The organism is Alloalcanivorax xenomutans (assembly GCF_900217905.1).
Taxonomy (GTDB): domain Bacteria; phylum Pseudomonadota; class Gammaproteobacteria; order Pseudomonadales; family Alcanivoracaceae; genus Alloalcanivorax; species Alloalcanivorax xenomutans.
The window spans coordinates 48,247-65,751 of sequence record NZ_OBMO01000002.1 but is presented as its reverse complement, the minus strand read 5'-3'; the positions used below and the strand labels follow the sequence as shown (position 1 = coordinate 65,751).

The window sequence follows — 17,505 nt, the reverse complement described above, 5'->3', positions numbered from 1 at the left end:
CGTCTGCGGGGGCGCGTGTTTCGATGGGAAAAACGGTCTAGACGGAGGGTGGGCGCCACGGTGGCGTGGGGAAACCGGCGAACCGCTGGCCGGGAGAGGCAAGGCGGTCCGAGGCTGGCCGTTGAGGCGCGCGGACTGAACTGGCCTTGGTGGTCAAGGCGCCGCCCTGGCAGGCCTGAAGACAGGTGCAGCCTTCCGTGTCGCCGGCGTGATGGGGGCAGGGATGGTGCTCCCGCATCTCGCCGCTGGCGCAGGGGTGATCGCCGCCATGGTGGGAAGCCATGGCGGCGATCGGGCTCAACAGGGCCCAGGTCATCAATAATCCGGCGAGCAGCGTTGCCACGGGCCGGAAGGCGGCGGAAACGGGAATCATGGTGTGCTTATACAACCCCGGGGTTACCCCCGGGTCAAGCCTTATTCAAGCCGGCGCCGGCACCGCCTTTTCGTCCTTGGGCAAGTCGTGGTCGTCCGCTGTCCCGGTCCGTGGCGGGGTCTTGACCTGAAAGCGGGCCACATACAGGCGCAGTTGCCGGCTCTGGTCCGCCAGGCGCTGGGCGGCTGAGAAGCTTTCCTGCACCAGCCGGGCGTTCTGCTGGGTCATCATGTCCATTTGCGTGATCGCTTCGTTGGCCTGACCAATGCCCCGGCTCTGCTCATTGGACGCGGTGGCGATGTCGCTGACCAAAGTGCTGAGACGGCCTATATCCGACACCATGCCGGTGATGATCTCGCCAGTGTCGCGCACCTGCTGGCTGCCGGTGGCGACCAGGGTGCCGGCGCTTTCGATCAGGGCCTTGATCTCGCCGGCGGCTTCGGCGCTGCGGCTGGCCAGATTGCGCACTTCTTCCGCCACCACCGCGAACCCGCGGCCCTGCTCGCCGGCGCGGGCGGCTTCCACGGAAGCGTTGAGAGCCAGAATATTGGTCTGGAACGCGATCTCGTCGATGGCGTCGACGATGGCGCTCATCTGTTCAGCGCTGTCATGGATACTGCCCATGGTTTTAATCACCGCCTCCATGGCGTCATTGCCGCGGCGGGCGTCGCCGGCGGTATTGTTGGCCAGGTGCCGGGCCTGCTCGGCGTGGTCCGCGTTCTGCTGCACGGTGGTGGTGAGTTGTTCCATGCTGGCGGCGGTTTCTGTGAGCGAGGCGGCTTGCTGCTCGGTGCGGGTGGCCAGTTCGTCGTTGCCGGCCTTGATGTCCTCCACCGCGGTATTGACGATGTTGGCGCTGCGGTGAATGTCGCCCACGGTGGCACCAAGGGACTGGCGCATCCGTTCGATGTCGAACAGCAGGCTGCCGGTGTCGCCGTCCTTCAAACGGGTGGGTTGGCTCAGATCGCCTTCGCTGATGTAGCGCACCGCTTCGGCGGCGTAACCGGGTTCGCCACCAAGCCGGCGCAGCACGCCGCGAATGATCGCGCCCATCAGCAGTGTCAGCGGAATCCCCAGGGCCAACAGGAACAGCAGCGATTGAGTGAGGCTGGCGTAGAAAGCGTCGTTGATGTCGTTGATGTAGACGCCGGCGCCCAGGTACCAGTCCCAGCGCGGGTAATGCACATGCAGGGACGACTTTTTCGCCAGGCCTTCCTGGCCGGGATGCACCCACAGGTAATCGACGAACCCGTCTCCGTTTTTCACCGCCTCCATGAACTCCCGGAACAGATAGCGCCCTTCCTCGTTCTGGTAGTCCCACATGTTGGTACCCTTGGCGAGACTGGGGTGGGTCAACATCCGGTGATTCTCATCGAAGGCGTACAGATAACCACGCCCTTCGTCATAGGTCATATCGCGAATCAGTTCCTCGGCGCGCTGCCGGGCCTCGGTTTCGCTGATGGCGCCGGAAGCGGCCAGCCGGGCCTGTCCGTCAATGGCATTGAGGGCTGAATCCACGTACTGGGACAGCCCGGTCTTGCGCTCGGTCAGAATGGTCTGGCGGTTTTCCCAGGCGGTCCAGCCCGCCAGGAGCAGCATCGCCAGCCACAGTAACCCGAGCATGCCCCACAGTTGTCGGGTCATGGTCCACTGCTTCATATCTGAGCCTCTTTATTGTTGTCTCCAAGAGAACTATCGGCAGAAGAGGCCGCAGGTTGATAGGCGCTATCCGGTCAAGGCGGTACCTCGCGAAACGCGCTGGCTGAGCAGCCAGCGCAGATCCTCGAAGCCGCGCCGCCACTCGCCGATACCGGAGGCACTGTTGATGTGACCCAGATCGCCGCCATTGCGAAACGCGCAGCCCCAATCCCGGGCCAGGCGGCGGGCTTCATCCAGGCTCATCCAGGGGTCGCTGGTGCTGGCCACCAGACGGGCCGGGACGGTCAGGGGGGCGGGCAGGCGTCGCGGCGAAGTCTCCGGCAGGGCCGGAGCCACCAACAACAATCCGGATACCCGCCGTGGCCGGGTTACGCTCCAGTGAGCCGCGGCCACACAGCCGAAGCCATGGGCAATAAGCACGAAGGGGGACGGTAAAGCGTCGGCGGCCAGGTCGAGCCGATCCAGCCAGAAGGCCAGCTCGGTGTTTTGCCAGTCCGGCAGGGTCAGGCTGTGCAGCCAGGGTAAATGGGTTTGCCAGCGCTGCTGCCAATGATCCGGATCGCTGCCATGCAGTCCGGGCACCAACAGTCCATGGAAGGGGGCGCTATCGCGGGCGGACATCGTCAATGCTCCCAGTGACAAGGAGAGGGAGCGTCAGCATAGACAGAGGAGTTGTCGCTTTCTTTACCGGCGCGGGAAAGGGGGATGACAACGGCCTTTGCCGGTGCCGCCGGTGGGCGGAGCCGCCTTCAAGGGAAGGCGCCCCGCCGCCAGGTGGGGCCGGTGAGGCCTTCCGCCGGTGGCGCCATTGCGCGCGCCTGCACGTGGCTGAGTCCATGTTCCAGAGCAAGGTCGGTGGTCAGGCCCAGTTGCAGGGTGAACGATGTGCCGTGCCGCGCGGCGGCGGCGAGCACCCTGTCACGCTCGGTCGCTTCCAGTTCGGGAGCCAGTTTCACCATGTCCGGGGCCAGTGCCCGCCAAAGCGTGGTGCTCGGTGCCGAGGTCACGTTGTCCAGGGCGATGCGATAGCCGTGGCGGTGATAGCTATCCACCGCCCGGCGCGGGTCTTCGGTGCCGGCGGGATCATGACGGATTTCCAGGATCACCTGTTCCGGCGCGAGACCGCATTGGCGCAGAATCTGTTCGAAGGCGAGACCGTGATCCTGCCGCACGCTGGCCAGGTGGCGCGGGTGGATATTCAGCGAGAGCAGGCCGCCGGTGTCCGGTTGCAGCAGGAAGTTCAGTGCGTGCACCGTGCGGCACAGACGATCCAGATAGACGATCTCGTCGGCGCTGGTGGGAATCATGAACAGTGCCTGCGGTGATAGCGGGCCGCCCTTGCCGTGTACCGACAGCAACGCCTCATGGCCGTAAACCCCTTCCTGGCGGAGGGGCAGGATTGGTTGGAAGCGACTGCGCAGAACCAGGCCGGCGTAATCGGCTTCCACCGTATTGTCCCGCATGCGCAGGGTGTCTTTAGGGACAATGGCGGTGCCGTACTGACGGCGCTGTTCACGGTTGAAGTAGTCGACGAGGTCGTGCAAGGGCATGGTGGATCCCTCCATCAAGCGTCAATGGAGCCGCCAGGATAAAGAGAAACCAATTATGTTTAAAAAGAATAAATAAATAGAAATATATTACTTTTTGGTCTTTTGATTTTCTCGTTAGCATCATCCCCATCATCAACAAAGGATGCCCACCCGACCTCGGGAGGCGTTGCTTTTCATTTCTTGCGCAACGCTGTTTTGGAGAACACCGAATGAAGCTCGGGAACGCACTGGGGATCGGCCTGTTGGGGGCATTACCTTTGGTGTCGGGGGCCAATGGACCGACGCTGTACGGCAAGATTAATGTCTCGCTGGAGCACGTGGACTTCGAGGGCGCCAGTCTGGCCGGCGCCGGCGGCAACGACCAGTGGGAACTGAATTCCAACGCCTCGCGTCTGGGGATCAAAGGCGACTTCGACCTCGAAGTCGGCGGCCTCAAGGCGATCTATCTGGCGGAGTATGGCATCGACGTGGATGGCGACGATGACGACACCTTCAGCAAACGCAACATTTACGGCGGCCTGACCGGAGCCTTCGGTACCCTGCGCGCCGGCAACATCGACAGCCCGCTGAAAAGCATCGAGGGCAAGGTCGATCAGTTCAATGACCTGTACGGTGATATCGACCATTTCCTTGGTGGACAGACCCGTAACAGCAACAGCGTCCAGTATCTGAGCCCGACGCTGCTGGGTGGCCTGTCGGTGCACGGCGCGTTCTCCCCGGGGGAACAGGAGGACACCGATGACAATGGCGAGCCGGATGACGATCTTGCCGATGTGGTGTCCCTGGCTCTGGTCTGGCAGCGCGACGGTTTTTATGCCGCCCTCGCTTACGAAAAGGATCAGGCGGCCCGGCGGGCGGTGGACGGTTTTCGCCGTGCCGACATTCTGCGCGCGGTCACCACCTACCGCTGGCGCGTCCTGGAACTCGGTGCGCTCTACCAGCAGGCCAGGGATACCGCGCCGGGCAGTGACCTGGAAGATCGTGGCTACCTGATCAGCGCCGCCTGGCATGTGGATGAGCGGCTTACGCTGAAAGCCCAGGGTGGTGAAAACCGTGGTGAAGAGACCGACGAAAAACTGACACTCTGGGCCCTCGGCGCCGACTACAGCCTGGGACGCAATACCGTGGCTTATCTGTATCTGTCGAATCTGGAGCGGGATGAGGCAGGCACCGAGGACCGTGCCGTTGGCTCCGGTCTGGCCTTTAAATTCTGACGTTCATTAACGAACGGAACCGAGGAGTACGCGACATGGCACGGCCTGACACGCATCGCAACCCGGCGTCGGAAGAGGTGGATCTGGCCACACTGGTGACGTCGCTGATCAAGGATCTGCGCTTTGGCGCCGTGGAAATCATTGTCCACGAGGGCCGGGTAGTGCAGGTGGAACGCAAGGAAAAATACCGTTTCGACAAGCCCCGTTGAGCGGCTGAAGCAACGAAACCCGGCTTGCGGCCGACCGGACCACCGGAGGTCTCCAACACATTCGTGACACCCGATTTTTGTGGAGACTGTATCGTGAAGTTCATTCGTTTTTTTGCCGCGGCCGCGCTCGGCCTGGCTCTGTCCTCTCCGGCCCTGGCGGACCGGGAAATCCTCAACGTGTCCTACGACCCCACCCGGGAGTTGTACGAAGCGTTCAACAAGGACTTTATCAAACACTGGCAGGAAGAAACCGGCGAAACGCTGGTGGTGCGCCAGTCCCACGGTGGCGCTGGCAAACAGACCCGTGCGGTCATCGATGGTCTGGAAGCGGACGTGGTGACCCTGGCGCTGGCCTACGACATTGACGCCATCGCCGAGAAGACCGGCAGGATTCCCGCCGACTGGCAGAAACGGTTGCCCAATAACAGCGCGCCCTATACGTCGACCATTGTATTCCTGGTACGCAAGGGCAACCCGAAGGGGCTCAAGGATTGGGACGATCTGGTGAAGCCAGGGGTCGAGGTGATCACGCCGAATCCGAAGACCTCCGGCGGCGCGCGCTGGAATTACCTGGCCGGTTGGGCCTACGCCAAGGAGAAGTACGGTTCCGAGGACGCCGCCAGGGAGTTCATCACCAAACTCTACCAACAAGTGCCGGTGCTGGATTCCGGTGCCCGTGGTTCCACGACCACCTTCGTGCAGCGGGGGATTGGCGATGTGTTGCTGGCCTGGGAAAACGAAGCACTGTTGGCGATCAATGAACTGGGCAAGGGGGAGTTCGAGATCGTGGTGCCTTCGGTGTCCATTCTGGCCGAACCGCCGGTGACGGTGGTGGACAAGAACGCCGAAAAGCATGGCTCCGTCGACGTGGCCAAAGCCTATCTGGAGTACCTCTATACCTCGGCCGCCCAGAAGCTGGCGGCGGAAAACTACTACCGCCCCAGCGATCCGGACGTGGCTCGTGAGTACGCCGACGCCTTTCCTGAAGTGAATCTGATCACCGTGGACAGCGCCTTTGGCGGCTGGCGGAAGGCGCAGGAGACGCACTTCAACGACGGTGGCGTCTTCGATCACATTTACCAACCCCGGTGAGCGGATACCCTCATGTCACGAAACCGAGTCATACCCGGCTTCGGGTTGTCCTTGGGATACGCCACGCTTTACACCAGCCTGATTGTGTTCATCCCGTTGGCGGCGTTGGCCGCCAGTGGGATTTCCCTGGGCGCGGAAACGTTCTGGGCGGTGGTCAGTCATCCGCAGGCGGTGGCGAGTTACCAACTGAGTTTTGGCGCTTCCCTGGTGGCGGCGCTGATCAATCTGATATTCGGTCTGTTGGTGGCCTGGGTGCTGGTGCGTTACACCTTTCCAGGCAAACGCATCGCCGACGCCCTGGTGGACTTGCCGTTTGCCTTGCCGACGGCGGTGGCCGGCATTGCCCTGACCGCGTTGTATGGCCGCAATGGCTGGTTCGGCCAGTACCTGGAAGGCTGGTGGGGATTCAAAGTGGCCTATGCCCCCGCCGGCATTGTCGTGGCGCTGACCCTTATCGGTCTGCCGTTCGTGGTGCGCACGGTGCAGCCGGTGCTCGAAGGGCTGGAGCGGGAGCTGGAAGAAGCCGCCGCCAGCCTCGGTGCCAACCGTTGGCAGACGTTCCGGCGGGTGCTGCTGCCGGCGCTGGTGCCGGCGTTGCTCACCGGTTTCGCCCTGTCCTTCGCTCGTGCCGTGGGGGAGTACGGTTCGGTGGTGTTCATCAGCGGCAATATGCCATACCGAACTGAAATCACCCCGCTGCTGATCTACAGCAAGCTGGAACAATACGATTACGCCGGTGCTTCGGCACTGGGCGTGATGCTGCTGGTGTTCTCGTTCGTTCTGCTGCTCGCCATCAACGGTTTGCAGTACTGGAGCCTGCGCCGGCAGGGAGGAGGTTGAAATGAGTGGTGTGGTGTCTTCCCTGTCCACGCCGGGCAACGTGGTGGTCAGCCGTCGGGCGGTGACCGAGGCAGCCTGGCTGCGGGGGCTGCTGATCGCCCTGGCGCTGGCGTTCCTCGGTGTGTTTCTGGTGGTGCCTCTGGTGCTGGTGTTCCAGGAGGCGTTTTCCAAAGGCTGGCAGGCTTATCTGGCGGCGCTGACCGAGCCGGACGCCTGGCATGCGGTGAAGCTGACGCTGATCGCCGCCGGTCTGGCGGTACCTTTGAACGTGGTGTTCGGCGTTGCCGCTGCCTGGAGCCTGACTAAATTCCATTTTCGCGGCAAGCAGGTGCTGATCACCCTGATCGATCTGCCGTTCGCGGTGTCACCGGTGATCGCCGGCCTGATCTACGTGTTGGTGTTTGGCTCCCGGGGCTGGCTCGGCCCCTGGTTGGAGGAGCACAATCTGTCGATTATTTACGCGGTGCCGGGCATCGTGCTGGCCACGGTGTTTGTCACTTTCCCTTTCGTGGCGCGGGAACTGATTCCGTTGATGCAGGAGCAGGGCGTCAGCCAGGAAGAAGCGGCGCTGACGCTTGGGGCCAGCGGCTGGCAAACATTCCGCCGCGTCACCCTGCCGTCGATCAAGTGGGGGCTGCTGTACGGCATCATCTTGTGTAATGCCCGCGCCATGGGCGAATTCGGCGCGGTCAGCGTGGTGTCGGGGCATATCCGCGGCAAGACCAATACGCTGCCCCTGCATGTGGAGATTCTCTACAACGAATACCAGTTCGCCGCCGCTTTCGCTGTGGCATCGCTATTGGCGTTGCTGGCGGTGGTCACCCTGGTGGCGAAGTCCTTTCTCGAATTCAAACATCAACGGGACCGCGAGCGTGCCGCGCGCGCCGCCGCCCGTCAGGAGGTCTCATGAGCATTCAGGTCCGTGATCTGCGCAAAACCTTCGGACATTTCAAGGCGCTGGATGAGGTCTCGTTGACCTTCAACAGCGGTGAGCTGGTGGCGCTACTGGGGCCGTCCGGGTGTGGCAAGACCACCCTGCTGCGGATCATCGCCGGGCTCGAATACCCGGACAGCGGCGCGGTGCTGTTTTCCGGTGAGGACGCTACTTTCACCCATGTGCGCGAACGGGGCGTCGGCTTCGTGTTTCAGCATTACGCGCTGTTCCGTCACATGACCGTGTTCGACAACGTCGCCTTCGGCTTGACCGTGCGCCCGCGCCGGCAAAGGCCTTCGCGGGGGGAGATCGCCGAACGGGTGCATCGGTTGCTGGAACTGGTGCAACTGGACTGGCTGGCGGACCGTTACCCGGATCAACTCTCCGGCGGTCAGCGCCAGCGCATCGCCCTGGCCCGGGCGCTGGCGGTGGAGCCGAAGGTGTTGTTACTGGACGAACCGTTCGGAGCACTGGATGCGCGTGTGCGCAAGGACCTGCGGGGCTGGTTACGGCGATTGCACGATGAGCTGCACGTGACCTCGATCTTCGTCACCCACGATCAGGAAGAAGCAATGGAAGTGGCGGACCGCATCGTGGTGATCAATCAGGGACGGGTCGAGCAGGTGGGCACACCCCGGGAAATCTATAACGCGCCGGCGTCCCCGTTCGTGTACGGATTCATCGGTGATGCCAACCGGCTGTCTGGACACGCCGCCGATGGCTGGGCGGAACTGGCCGGGCTGCGGGTGCCCGCCCCCGAGTTCGGGCAGCCAGAACCGCGCCCGGTGACCGGCTATATCCGCCCCCACGATATTCAGTTGCAGACCGCTGACCAGGGAGAAGGGGTGGCTGTGCGGGTAGAAAGTGTGGCCCAGGTCGGCGCGGCGTTACGGGTCAGCGTACGGATACCGGACGGTGACACCTCCTTGCAGGTGGAATTGCCCCACAGCGGCGGAGGTTGGCCGTTTCAGGTTGGTGAGCCGGTGAAGGCGCTGCCACGTGCCGCGAGGGTGTTTGCGGGGTAACGCGTGAACTGAGCGAAGGCGCCTGACGCGCTGTATTCACTGCCTTGGCAGCGGATACAGCGGCGCTCGATACTCTCGATTCAGGACATCGTCTTGCCACTGTCACCGAGGGTAATGAAGATGGGGCCCGGACGGGCGGCTCACGGATACCGCCCGTTTCAGGGAAAAGCCGGGCGTTCGGCGACGCAAAACATGAATAGGTAAAACCAATCGCGGCCATTCTGCCTATCCATTATGAATATCGCGCCGCCGGCGTTATGCTTCTCTCCGTCAAGTTGACAACCCTTCGAAAGGAGCAAGACATGTCTGTAATCAATACCGAAATCAAGCCGTTCAAAGCCCAGGCGTTCAAGGACGGTAAATTCATCGAAGTGACCGAAGCCGACCTGAAAGGCAAGTGGGGAGTGTTCTTCTTCTACCCGGCCGATTTCACCTTCGTTTGCCCCACCGAGCTGGGCGACGTGGCCGATCACTACGAAGAGTTCCAGAAAATGGGCGTGGAAATCTACTCCGTCTCCACCGACACCCACTTCACCCATAAAGCATGGCACGACAGCTCCGAGACCATCGCCAAGATCAAGTACACCATGATCGGCGACCCGACCATGCAAATCAGCCGTAACTTCGAAGTACTGCGTGAAGACGAAGGCCTGGCCAACCGCGGCACCTTCATCGTTGACCCGGACGGCATCATTCAGGCAGTGGAAATCACCGCCGAAGGCATCGGCCGTGACGCCGAAGACCTGCTGCGCAAGGTGAAAGCCGCTCAGTACGTGCGTGCCCATCCTGGCGAAGTATGCCCGGCCAAATGGAAAGAAGGCGAAGCCACCCTGGCACCGTCCCTGGATCTGGTCGGCAAAATCTGATCCCGCCACGGGCATGGATCAATCCCGGGCCCACGGGCCCGGGTTTTAATCGAAATCCTGTTAATCGTTCATGGAGACCGCCAGCATGCTGGACGCCAACCTGAAAACCCAATTGCAATCCTACATGGAGCGCATCACGCAACCGTTCGAAATGGTCGCGTCCCTGGATGATGGCGACAAATCCAGGGAGCTGTCGGAGCTGCTGCGCGACATCGAGGCGATGTCCGACAAGATCACGTTGCGTGAGGATGGCGATGACGAGCGCCGGCCCTCATTCAGCCTGAATCGTGTGGAGGGTGACATCAGCCTGCGCTTCGCCGGTATCCCCATGGGCCATGAATTCACCTCTCTGGTGCTGGCGCTGTTGCAAGTGGGTGGTCATCCGCCCAAGGTCAGCGACGAGGTGATCGAGCAAGTGCAAGCGCTGCAAGGCGACTTCCGCTTCGAAACCTATTTCTCTCTGTCCTGCCAGAACTGCCCGGACGTGGTCCAGGCATTGAACCTGATGGCGGTACTGAACCCGAACATCAAACACGTGGCCATCGACGGTGCCCTGTTCCAGGACGAAGTCGATCAGCGCCAGGTGATGGCGGTACCCAGTGTGTTCCTGAACGGCGAGGAATTCGGCCAGGGCCGCATGGGGCTGGAGGAAATCCTTGCCAAACTGGACACCGGCGCCGCCGAGCGTGATGCCGAGAAACTGAACGCCAAGGAGGCCTTCGATGTGCTGGTGGTGGGCGGTGGACCCGCCGGTGCCGCCAGTGCTATCTACGCCGCCCGTAAAGGCATCCGCACCGGTGTCGCCGCCGAGCGCTTTGGTGGTCAGGTGCTGGATACCATGGCCATCGAGAACTTCATTTCGGTGAAGGAAACCGAGGGGCCGAAACTGGCCACCGCGTTGGAGCAGCACGTCCGTGAATACGACGTGGACATCATGAATCTGCAGCGCGCGGAACAGCTGATTCCGGCGGACAGCGAAGGCGGCTTGCATGAAGTCCGTTTCGCCTCCGGTGCCAGCCTCAAAACGAAGACGCTGATTCTGGCCACCGGCGCCCGCTGGCGTGAAGTGAACGTGCCCGGCGAGAAAGAGTACCGGGGACGCGGCGTGGCCTACTGCCCGCACTGCGACGGGCCGCTGTTCAAAGGCAAGAGCGTGGCGGTGATCGGCGGCGGTAACTCCGGCGTGGAAGCGGCCATCGATCTGGCCGGCATCGTCGAGCACGTCACTCTGCTGGAGTTCGACACCAAGCTGCGCGCCGATGCCGTGCTGCAGAAGAAACTGCACAGCCTGGCCAACGTCACCGTGCACGTGAACGCCCAGACCACCGAGATCACCGGTGATGGCACCAAAGTGAACGGGCTGCTGTACAAGGATCGCGACAGTGGCGAAGAGCACCGCGTGGAACTGGCCGGGGTGTTCGTGCAGATCGGCCTGGTGCCCAACACCGACTGGCTGAAGGGCACGGTGGAGCTGTCCCGCCACGGTGAGATCATCACCGACGCCCGCGGCGAGACGTCCGTCCCCGGCATCTACGCCGCCGGCGATGTCACCACGGTGCCGTACAAGCAGATCGTCATCGCCATGGGCGAAGGGGCCAAGGCCGCGTTGAGCGCCTTCGACCACCTGATCCGCACCTCGGTGAGTGACGCCGCCTGACCATTGGCGGAATAAAAGCTGCCCCGCAATCGCGGGGCAGCCCCAGCCCTGTCCACACAACTGATATGCCCTATTCGCGGCCAAGGCCGCTTCCCACAGCGCTTAAGAGACTTCTGTGGGAAGCGGCCTTGGCCGCGAATGTAGTTGCCAATTCATCGCCCCTGGACCGCGATCCATCAATACGCCTGGGAGACAGCGGAAGGAGTGATGCGCGGCACCGTCGGCATCGCAGGACGCTCCGCGGTCAGGCGCCGCAAATAACGGCGGCCCTCGTCCCAGTGGTGGTGACCGGAAGCCACGTTGATGTGCCCCACGCCTTCCAGCAACTCGAAATCACTGCCCCATTCATCGGCAAAATGTTCCGCCCGGGCGGCGCTGGCGGCACGGTCGTTGCTGGAACCGATCAGGATCGATCGGAACGGCAGCGGCTCCATGGGCACTGGGGCAAAACCGCGCAACGCCGCTGGTGCGGTATCCCGTTCCACGTCCGCTGGCGCCACCAGCAACGCCCCGGCCACTCGATGGGCCCATTGTTGGCCATGGCGGCGGGCCCAATGCGCGACGGTGACGCAGCCGAGACTGTGGGCGATCAGAATCACGCGGTCAGCAGTACTGGTACTGACCAGATGGTGCAGGGCTTCGATCCAGTCTTCCCGGTCCGGCAATTGCCAGTCGCGCACGCGGGTGCGGCGGCTCGTGGGTAATCGGGCCTGCCAATGGCTTTGCCAATGGTCCTGACCGGAGCCATGCCAACCGGGGATGATCAGATGTTCGAGGGACATGGGTGGGTTCCTGCCGGAATGGATGTCCACACAGGGTATCGTTTGCTGAACAACTTAAAAGTAATAAATAATTGAATACATATTCAAAATTGAAATATATGGGCGGGCCTGTCGAATGATCCGCGTGTCCATGCGGGCGCCGCCATTCTGGGGCGAATTTCATTAGTGTTTGCGATCGAATATCATTTGCGGCATTCCATCAACCCGCGAACAGGATGCCCCCGGTGTCCCGGACAGGAAGACCATGAGCACCGCAATCGTGTCCCACGCGCAACGGCTTTCCCGCATTGCCGCCGCCCTGCTTGGCGGCTATGTGTTCGCCTGGGGCTTCATCGCGCTGGGCGTGGCCGCCGCCTTCGCCGCCGGCATGCCTTTCCATGACGCCGAGCATCTGTTCAGCCTGTTGGCCTTTCTGCTCTACCTGGTGACCTTCTTGTGGAGCTTCGCCGCCCGTGATTCGCGCCGGGTATGGCTGGTTCTGGCCGGTGGTGGCGCCTTGATGGCGGCGCTGGCGTCTCTCATTCAACACGCGCTGGTGTGACCGGAAGAGGAGCTCCCCATGTTTCAGAATTTCCGTCTCGCCATGGCCTGGGTCCACACCTGGTTCGGGCTGTTCCTGGGCTTCGTGCTGATGGTGGTGTTCTTCTTCGGTTCGCTGTCGGTGTTCGATCGGGAAATCGACCGCTGGGCGATTCCGGAGAGCCGCTTCGAGCCGCAGCCGATGCCGTCCTTTGACGAGATCCTGAAACCGGTGTTCGAGGACATGCAGCCCTCCAGGGAAAGCGTCGACCAGATGCGCTCCCGGGTGGATGGGCCGATGCCGGAACATTTCGACACGCCGGTGCGCTGGGGGGCCTACACCACGCACCGGGACCCGGTGCTGGGACTGTTCGCCGGCTACCAGGTGCCCAACGCCCACAACCCGGACGAGCTGGTGTGGGGCACCCGCACCATCGATCCGCGCACCGGCGAGTCCCTGCCGGACGATCAACTGAAGATCGGCAGCCGCTTCTTCTATCCGCTGCACTACAGCCTCAATCTGCATTGGAAGGATCTGGGCTACTGGATTGTCGGGTTGGCGGCGCTGATCATGCTGGTGGCACTGGTCACTGGAGTGATCATGCACCGCAAGCTGTTCCGCGAGCTGTTCACCTTCCGGCCGAACAAAAGCAATCAGCGCAGTATTCTCGATCTGCACAACCTGACTGGTGTGGTGGCGCTGCCATTCCATTTTATGTTCGCGTTCACCGGGCTGGTGATTTTCGCGGGCATCTATTTCCCGGTCACTCATACGCAGTTGGAACCTCTGCATGATCTGCACGAAGTGATGGAGTCCCAGGAAACCGGCTTACCCCACGAACGGGCCGGCGTCGCCGCGCCAATCGCTTCGGTGGACGCGATGGTGGCGGAGGCCCAGCGCCGCTGGGCGGCCAGGGACATGGCCGGTGATGTGGGCTTTCTGGCGTTGCAGCACGTTGGTGACGCCAATGGTTACGTGAGCATTTACCGCGCCGGTACCGACCGCATTGCCCTCACCGGGGAGGGCATTCACTTCAACGCCTCCACCGGTGAAGTGCTGCGCGAGGACCCGCCGCCATCGGCGGTGGAACGGATCGATGAGTTCCTCACCGGTCTGCATTTGCAGCATTTCCGCCATTGGTTGTTGCGCTGGCTTTACGTGCTTGGCGGTCTTACCGGCTGCGCCTGTATCGCCACCGGTTTCCTGTTCTTCGTGGAGAAACGCAAGCGCCAGCATGCCAAACGCGGCCAGATCGGTTCGCGGGTGGTGGACGCCCTGGCGGTGACCACGGTTACCGGCATGCTGATCGCCACGCTTGGCATTTTGATTGCCAACCGATTGCTGCCGGTGAGCCTGCCGGCCCGGGGCACCTGGGAACAGTATTGCTTCTGGGGCATATGGGGGCTGGCGATGGTGCACGCGTTCTGGCGCACAGCGCCGGTGGCCCGGGCCAGGCTGGCGCCGGCCTGGGGCGAGCAGTGCTGGGCCATCGCCGTGCTGGCGGTGAGCGCGGTGGTGCTCAACTGGATCACCACCGGCGACCATCTGTTGAAAACCCTGAGTGCCGGTTATTGGCCGGTGGCGGGGGTGGATCTGTTCATGTTGGTGAGTGCGCTGGTGGCGGTGCTTACCGCGCGGCGTCTGCAGCGCCGTGCCCGTCCGCAGCCGGCGGACAGCGGCGAGCTGTCCGGGGAGGCCGCCCATGCCTGAGAATGTTCTGTTGCTGGCGGCCTTGCTGCTCAGCGTGATTGGCCTGGGCTGGTTTGCCCTGGCGTTGGATGTGCATTGGAAACAGGCCTGCGGCAAGCAGGCCCGTGGCGTGGCTTCCGCCCGCGGGTTGAGGCTGTTTGGCGGTGTCGCGCTGGCGCTGTCGCTGATCCTGTGCCTGCAAGTGGATCATCCGACCATGGCGGCCCTGGTGTGGATCATGTCCCTGGCCGGCGCGGCCCTGATCGTGGCGTTCGCACTGTCCTGGCGTCCGCACTGGCTGGCGCTGCTGGCGGCACGGCCGCCACGGCGGCAGGCCGGTTGATCGGCACCGGAAAGGCCGCGTAGGCCAGCAGTCCCAGACCGGGTTCCCTAGCGTTTTACGCCGCTGGCGTTGAGATGGCTGCCGCCGTCCACCAGCAATGCTTCGCCGGTGCTCAGGTCGCCGCCGATGACCAGGCCCAGTACCGCCTGAGCCACGGTTTCCGGTGACGCGGCGTCATTCAGCGCGGCGCCCCTTTTGGTTTGCTCCAACAGCGCGTCATAGCGCTCCTGGCCCAGGCCCTGGGCCAGCCATTCCCCTTGCACGAAGCCCGGACAGATGGCATTGACGCGCACCTGCGGGCCCATCACCCGCGCCAGGGATTTGGTCATGGTCAGCAGCGCGCCCTTGGAGGCGGCGTAGGCGATGGAGCTGCCGACCCCGGCCAGCCCGGCGATGGAGGCCATGTTGACGACGTGGGCAACGCCGCTGTCGCGCAGTGCTTTTTCCGCCGCCCGCACCATCTGATACGGGCCGACGGTGTTGACCCGGTAAATGTTGAGGAAGTCGTCGGCGCTGAGACCGTCCAGGTTTTCATGAGCGCAGAACAGGGTGGTGCCGGCGTTGTTGACGAGAATGTTGAGACGGCCGAACTGGTCCAGCGTGGCCTGCACCAGTGCCCGGCAATCCTCATCGCGGCTGACGTCCGCCTGCACCACCAGGGCTTCCACGCCGAGGGCGCGGCAATCGTCGGCCACTTTCTGCGCCCCCGCCTCGTTACGGCTGTAGTTGATGACCACGTTGCAGCCGTATTCGGCGAACAGGCGGGCGGTGGCGGCGCCGATGCCGGAGGACGAGCCGGTGATCAGAGCGACGGCGTTTTTTATTTGCATGTGGAGCTCCCGAGTCAGGGCCGCCGGTGGCCCCGAAACGGGCTCACTCAGGCGGCGTCATGAAAGATCAGCCCGAGAGTATAGCGTTCACCACGGCGAAGTTCGCTGACGCCGTGGCGCAGAGTGACCCGGTAATCCCCACGTTGCCCGGCCACCGGTCTTTGATTGACCGCGAACACCAGGGCGTCGCCCTGTCGCAGCGGCGGCACCATGGCCCGGGATTGGCGGCGCGGACGCTGTTCGGTGAGCACGAACTCGCCGCCTTCGAACTGTTCGCCCGGTGCCGACAGCAACACCGCCACTTGCAGTGGAAACCAGTTCTCGCCGTAGAGATCCTGATGCAGACAGTTGTAATCGCCGGGCCGGTAACGCAGCAGCAGGGGCGTGGGGCGGCATTGGCCGCCGTCATGGCATTGAGCCAGGTAAGCGCGGTGCTGCGCTGGAAACCGCCGGGCCTTGCCCAGGCGGGCCTGCCAGCGATTGGCTATCGGTACCAGCCGTGAATAGAGGTCCTGACGCAAGGTGTCGACCAGCGTCGGCAGCGGATAGGCGAAGTACTGGTACTCGCCCCTGCCAAAGCCGTGACGGGCCATCACCACCCGCGAGCGGAAACGGTCCGTTTCCGCGTACAGCGCCGCCAGCCCGGTGCACTCGCCGGCGTCGAGCAGGCCGGGGATAACCGCGTGGCCCTGATCATCGAGGTGCTGTTCCAGTGCCGGCCAATCTACTTGTTCCAGACGTTGCCGTGGTGTCATGAACGGGCCTCTTGTGCACCGGTCTCCCGCTCCAGCAGCGCGCGTTTGCGCTCCACGCCCCAGCGGTAGCCGGACACGTCGCCGTCGCTGCGCACCACGCGGTGACAGGGGATCACCACCGCCAGCGGATTATTGGCGCAGGCGCCGGCCACCGCGCGCACCGCCTTCGGCGAACCGATGCGTCTGGCCAGTTCGGCGTAGCTCAGGGTTTCTCCGGCCGGCACCCGGCGCAACGCTTGCCACACCTTTTGCTGGAAGGCGGTGCCGCGAATATCCAGCGGCAGGTCCGGTTCTTGTTCCGGGTGCTCCATCAAGGCCGCCACCCTGGCCACCAGGGCGTCGAACCGGTCGCCGCCGGGCCGCAGGTCGGCCTTGGGAAAATGATCCTGACATTCGCGCAGCAAGGTGTCGGCGTCATCGCCGAGGGCGATGGCGCAAATGCCCTGGCCACTGCGTGCCACCAGCAGGGCCCCGAGTGAGCACTGCCCCAAGGCCACCTCGATACGTTCACCGTTGCCGCCATCGCGGAAGCGGGCCGGCTCCATGCCCAGCAGAGCCCGGGCCTGGGTGTAAAAACGGCCGCTGCTGTTGTAGCCGGCGTCGAAGATGGCATCGGTGATACGGCCATCCCGTTGCAGGCCCTCGCGCAACTGGCGTGCACGCAGGGCGCTGGCGTAGGCCTTGGGAGTGACCCCCAGGATCCGTTTGAACACCCGGTGAAAGTGATGAGGGCTGAGGTCGGCCTGTTCCGCCAGCTGATTCAGGGTCGGTGGTGTTTCCGCCTGTTCCATGTGCCGGCAGGCGTCGATAATCGCCGGCAGATGCGCCGGCGCCGTGCGGTCCGGGTGGCAGCGCGCGCAAGGGCGGAAGCCGGCTGCCTCGGCCTGCTCGCGGTGCTCGAAGAAACGCACGTTCTCCGGCCGCGCCCGCCGTGCCGCGCAGGACGGCAGGCAGTAGACCCCGGTGGTGATGACCGCGTAGTAGAAGTGGCCGTCGGCGTCGGCATCCCGTGCCACCAGGGCTTGCCAGCGCGGATCGGCGAGAGTGGCCTGGGCCTGTTGCTGTTTGCTTGCTGCTCTGTTCATGGCTGCCTCCTGGGAAACCGGATCGCCGGGCATGCCGGCATGGACAGAGCCAGAGTAGGGCGGCGGGAGCGGCGTGACGCTC

Annotated in this window: 19 protein-coding genes; 11 read left to right on the top strand and 8 right to left on the bottom strand. The window is 63.4% G+C overall.

Annotation, left to right across the window (positions count from 1 at the left end):
- Positions 1 to 37: 37 nt before the first annotated feature.
- From CRO06_RS01940 to CRO06_RS01925, 4 genes are all read right to left on the bottom strand, one after another.
- Positions 38 to 373 (bottom strand): hypothetical protein, encoded by a 336-nt coding sequence (locus CRO06_RS01940; protein WP_143247704.1) that lies wholly within the window; start codon positions 371 to 373, stop codon positions 38 to 40.
- Between the two features lie 45 nt (positions 374 to 418).
- The gene (locus CRO06_RS01935; RefSeq protein ID WP_097057614.1) at positions 419 to 2,032 is read right to left on the bottom strand and encodes a methyl-accepting chemotaxis protein; all 1,614 of its coding nucleotides are present in this window, start codon (positions 2,030 to 2,032) and stop codon (positions 419 to 421) included.
- A 66-nt stretch (positions 2,033 to 2,098) separates the two neighbouring features.
- A complete protein-coding gene (locus CRO06_RS01930) occupies positions 2,099 to 2,653 on the bottom strand; it encodes an RBBP9/YdeN family alpha/beta hydrolase (protein ID WP_022994838.1) in 555 nt (184 codons plus the stop codon).
- A gap of 128 nt (positions 2,654 to 2,781) precedes the next feature.
- Complete coding sequence (locus CRO06_RS01925; protein ID WP_179746422.1) at positions 2,782 to 3,582, bottom strand: EAL domain-containing protein; 801 nt, start codon at positions 3,580 to 3,582, stop codon at positions 2,782 to 2,784.
- Between the two features lie 209 nt (positions 3,583 to 3,791).
- Here CRO06_RS01925 and CRO06_RS01920 point away from each other — a divergent pair, with 209 nt between their 5' ends.
- From CRO06_RS01920 to ahpF, 8 genes are all read left to right on the top strand, one after another.
- Positions 3,792 to 4,796 (top strand): porin, encoded by a 1,005-nt coding sequence (locus CRO06_RS01920; protein ID WP_097057612.1) that lies wholly within the window; start codon positions 3,792 to 3,794, stop codon positions 4,794 to 4,796.
- Positions 4,797 to 4,831: 35 nt separating this feature from the next.
- The gene (locus tag CRO06_RS01915; RefSeq protein ID WP_080531678.1) at positions 4,832 to 5,005 is read left to right on the top strand and encodes a YezD family protein; all 174 of its coding nucleotides are present in this window, start codon (positions 4,832 to 4,834) and stop codon (positions 5,003 to 5,005) included.
- Positions 5,006 to 5,098: 93 nt separating this feature from the next.
- Positions 5,099 to 6,097: a sulfate ABC transporter substrate-binding protein gene (locus CRO06_RS01910; RefSeq protein ID WP_280522533.1), complete on the top strand. Its 999-nt coding sequence runs from the start codon at positions 5,099 to 5,101 to the stop codon at positions 6,095 to 6,097.
- A gap of 12 nt (positions 6,098 to 6,109) precedes the next feature.
- On the top strand, positions 6,110 to 6,937 hold the full coding sequence (gene cysT / locus CRO06_RS01905) for a sulfate ABC transporter permease subunit CysT (RefSeq protein WP_097057611.1): 828 nt from the start codon (positions 6,110 to 6,112) through the stop codon (positions 6,935 to 6,937).
- A gap of 1 nt (position 6,938) precedes the next feature.
- On the top strand, positions 6,939 to 7,847 hold the full coding sequence (gene cysW, locus CRO06_RS01900; RefSeq protein ID WP_097057610.1) for a sulfate ABC transporter permease subunit CysW: 909 nt from the start codon (positions 6,939 to 6,941) through the stop codon (positions 7,845 to 7,847).
- A complete protein-coding gene (locus tag CRO06_RS01895) occupies positions 7,844 to 8,896 on the top strand; it encodes a sulfate/molybdate ABC transporter ATP-binding protein (RefSeq protein ID WP_097057609.1) in 1,053 nt (350 codons plus the stop codon). The genes cysW and CRO06_RS01895 overlap by 4 nt, the downstream gene beginning before the upstream one ends.
- A gap of 302 nt (positions 8,897 to 9,198) precedes the next feature.
- Complete coding sequence (ahpC, locus tag CRO06_RS01890; protein ID WP_022994839.1) at positions 9,199 to 9,762, top strand: alkyl hydroperoxide reductase subunit C; 564 nt, start codon at positions 9,199 to 9,201, stop codon at positions 9,760 to 9,762.
- Between the two features lie 85 nt (positions 9,763 to 9,847).
- Positions 9,848 to 11,419: an alkyl hydroperoxide reductase subunit F gene (gene ahpF / locus CRO06_RS01885; RefSeq protein WP_055100455.1), complete on the top strand. Its 1,572-nt coding sequence runs from the start codon at positions 9,848 to 9,850 to the stop codon at positions 11,417 to 11,419.
- A 176-nt stretch (positions 11,420 to 11,595) separates the two neighbouring features.
- Here the strand turns inward: ahpF and CRO06_RS01880 are convergent, their stop codons facing one another.
- Entirely contained in the window at positions 11,596 to 12,201 is a 606-nt protein-coding gene (locus tag CRO06_RS01880) for an RBBP9/YdeN family alpha/beta hydrolase (protein WP_097057608.1), read from the bottom strand.
- A gap of 244 nt (positions 12,202 to 12,445) precedes the next feature.
- Between CRO06_RS01880 and CRO06_RS01875 the strand changes: the two genes are divergently transcribed.
- The 3 genes from CRO06_RS01875 to CRO06_RS01865 are packed head-to-tail and all read left to right on the top strand — an operon-like array spanning position 12,446 to position 14,753.
- Positions 12,446 to 12,742, top strand: coding sequence for an iron uptake protein (locus CRO06_RS01875; protein ID WP_022994842.1), 297 nt, complete (start codon positions 12,446 to 12,448; stop codon positions 12,740 to 12,742).
- 18 nt (positions 12,743 to 12,760) lie between these two features.
- The gene (locus CRO06_RS01870; RefSeq protein WP_022994843.1) at positions 12,761 to 14,431 is read left to right on the top strand and encodes a PepSY-associated TM helix domain-containing protein; all 1,671 of its coding nucleotides are present in this window, start codon (positions 12,761 to 12,763) and stop codon (positions 14,429 to 14,431) included.
- Positions 14,424 to 14,753 (top strand): DUF3325 domain-containing protein, encoded by a 330-nt coding sequence (locus tag CRO06_RS01865; RefSeq protein ID WP_063141049.1) that lies wholly within the window; start codon positions 14,424 to 14,426, stop codon positions 14,751 to 14,753. Before CRO06_RS01870 ends, CRO06_RS01865 begins: the two co-directional genes overlap by 8 nt.
- A 47-nt stretch (positions 14,754 to 14,800) precedes the next feature.
- Here CRO06_RS01865 and CRO06_RS01860 read toward each other — a convergent pair whose 3' ends face one another.
- The 3 genes from CRO06_RS01860 to ada are packed head-to-tail and all read right to left on the bottom strand — an operon-like array spanning position 14,801 to position 17,423.
- On the bottom strand, positions 14,801 to 15,583 hold the full coding sequence (locus CRO06_RS01860) for an SDR family NAD(P)-dependent oxidoreductase (RefSeq protein WP_014996405.1): 783 nt from the start codon (positions 15,581 to 15,583) through the stop codon (positions 14,801 to 14,803).
- A 47-nt stretch (positions 15,584 to 15,630) separates the two neighbouring features.
- Positions 15,631 to 16,338: a 2OG-Fe(II) oxygenase gene (locus CRO06_RS01855; protein WP_097057607.1), complete on the bottom strand. Its 708-nt coding sequence runs from the start codon at positions 16,336 to 16,338 to the stop codon at positions 15,631 to 15,633.
- Positions 16,335 to 17,423 (bottom strand): bifunctional DNA-binding transcriptional regulator/O6-methylguanine-DNA methyltransferase Ada, encoded by a 1,089-nt coding sequence (gene ada, locus CRO06_RS01850; protein WP_097057606.1) that lies wholly within the window; start codon positions 17,421 to 17,423, stop codon positions 16,335 to 16,337. The genes CRO06_RS01855 and ada overlap by 4 nt, the downstream gene beginning before the upstream one ends.
- Positions 17,424 to 17,505: the final 82 nt, after the last annotated feature.

Coding starts and splice junctions, on each gene's coding strand:
- CRO06_RS01870 (WP_022994843.1), top strand. CDS start 12,761: ATGTTTCAGAATTTCCGTCTCGCCATGGCCTGGGTCCACACCTGGTTC.
- cysW (WP_097057610.1), top strand. CDS start 6,939: ATGAGTGGTGTGGTGTCTTCCCTGTCCACGCCGGGCAACGTGGTGGTC.
- CRO06_RS01930 (WP_022994838.1), bottom strand. CDS start 2,653: ATGTCCGCCCGCGATAGCGCCCCCTTCCATGGACTGTTGGTGCCCGGA.
- CRO06_RS01920 (WP_097057612.1), top strand. CDS start 3,792: ATGAAGCTCGGGAACGCACTGGGGATCGGCCTGTTGGGGGCATTACCT.
- CRO06_RS01880 (WP_097057608.1), bottom strand. CDS start 12,201: ATGTCCCTCGAACATCTGATCATCCCCGGTTGGCATGGCTCCGGTCAG.
- ahpC (WP_022994839.1), top strand. CDS start 9,199: ATGTCTGTAATCAATACCGAAATCAAGCCGTTCAAAGCCCAGGCGTTC.
- CRO06_RS01875 (WP_022994842.1), top strand. CDS start 12,446: ATGAGCACCGCAATCGTGTCCCACGCGCAACGGCTTTCCCGCATTGCC.
- CRO06_RS01860 (WP_014996405.1), bottom strand. CDS start 15,583: ATGCAAATAAAAAACGCCGTCGCTCTGATCACCGGCTCGTCCTCCGGC.
- cysT (WP_097057611.1), top strand. CDS start 6,110: ATGTCACGAAACCGAGTCATACCCGGCTTCGGGTTGTCCTTGGGATAC.
- CRO06_RS01865 (WP_063141049.1), top strand. CDS start 14,424: ATGCCTGAGAATGTTCTGTTGCTGGCGGCCTTGCTGCTCAGCGTGATT.
- CRO06_RS01915 (WP_080531678.1), top strand. CDS start 4,832: ATGGCACGGCCTGACACGCATCGCAACCCGGCGTCGGAAGAGGTGGAT.
- CRO06_RS01855 (WP_097057607.1), bottom strand. CDS start 16,338: ATGACACCACGGCAACGTCTGGAACAAGTAGATTGGCCGGCACTGGAA.
- CRO06_RS01925 (WP_179746422.1), bottom strand. CDS start 3,582: ATGCCCTTGCACGACCTCGTCGACTACTTCAACCGTGAACAGCGCCGT.
- ada (WP_097057606.1), bottom strand. CDS start 17,423: ATGAACAGAGCAGCAAGCAAACAGCAACAGGCCCAGGCCACTCTCGCC.
- CRO06_RS01895 (WP_097057609.1), top strand. CDS start 7,844: ATGAGCATTCAGGTCCGTGATCTGCGCAAAACCTTCGGACATTTCAAG.
- ahpF (WP_055100455.1), top strand. CDS start 9,848: ATGCTGGACGCCAACCTGAAAACCCAATTGCAATCCTACATGGAGCGC.
- CRO06_RS01935 (WP_097057614.1), bottom strand. CDS start 2,032: ATGAAGCAGTGGACCATGACCCGACAACTGTGGGGCATGCTCGGGTTA.
- CRO06_RS01940 (WP_143247704.1), bottom strand. CDS start 373: ATGATTCCCGTTTCCGCCGCCTTCCGGCCCGTGGCAACGCTGCTCGCC.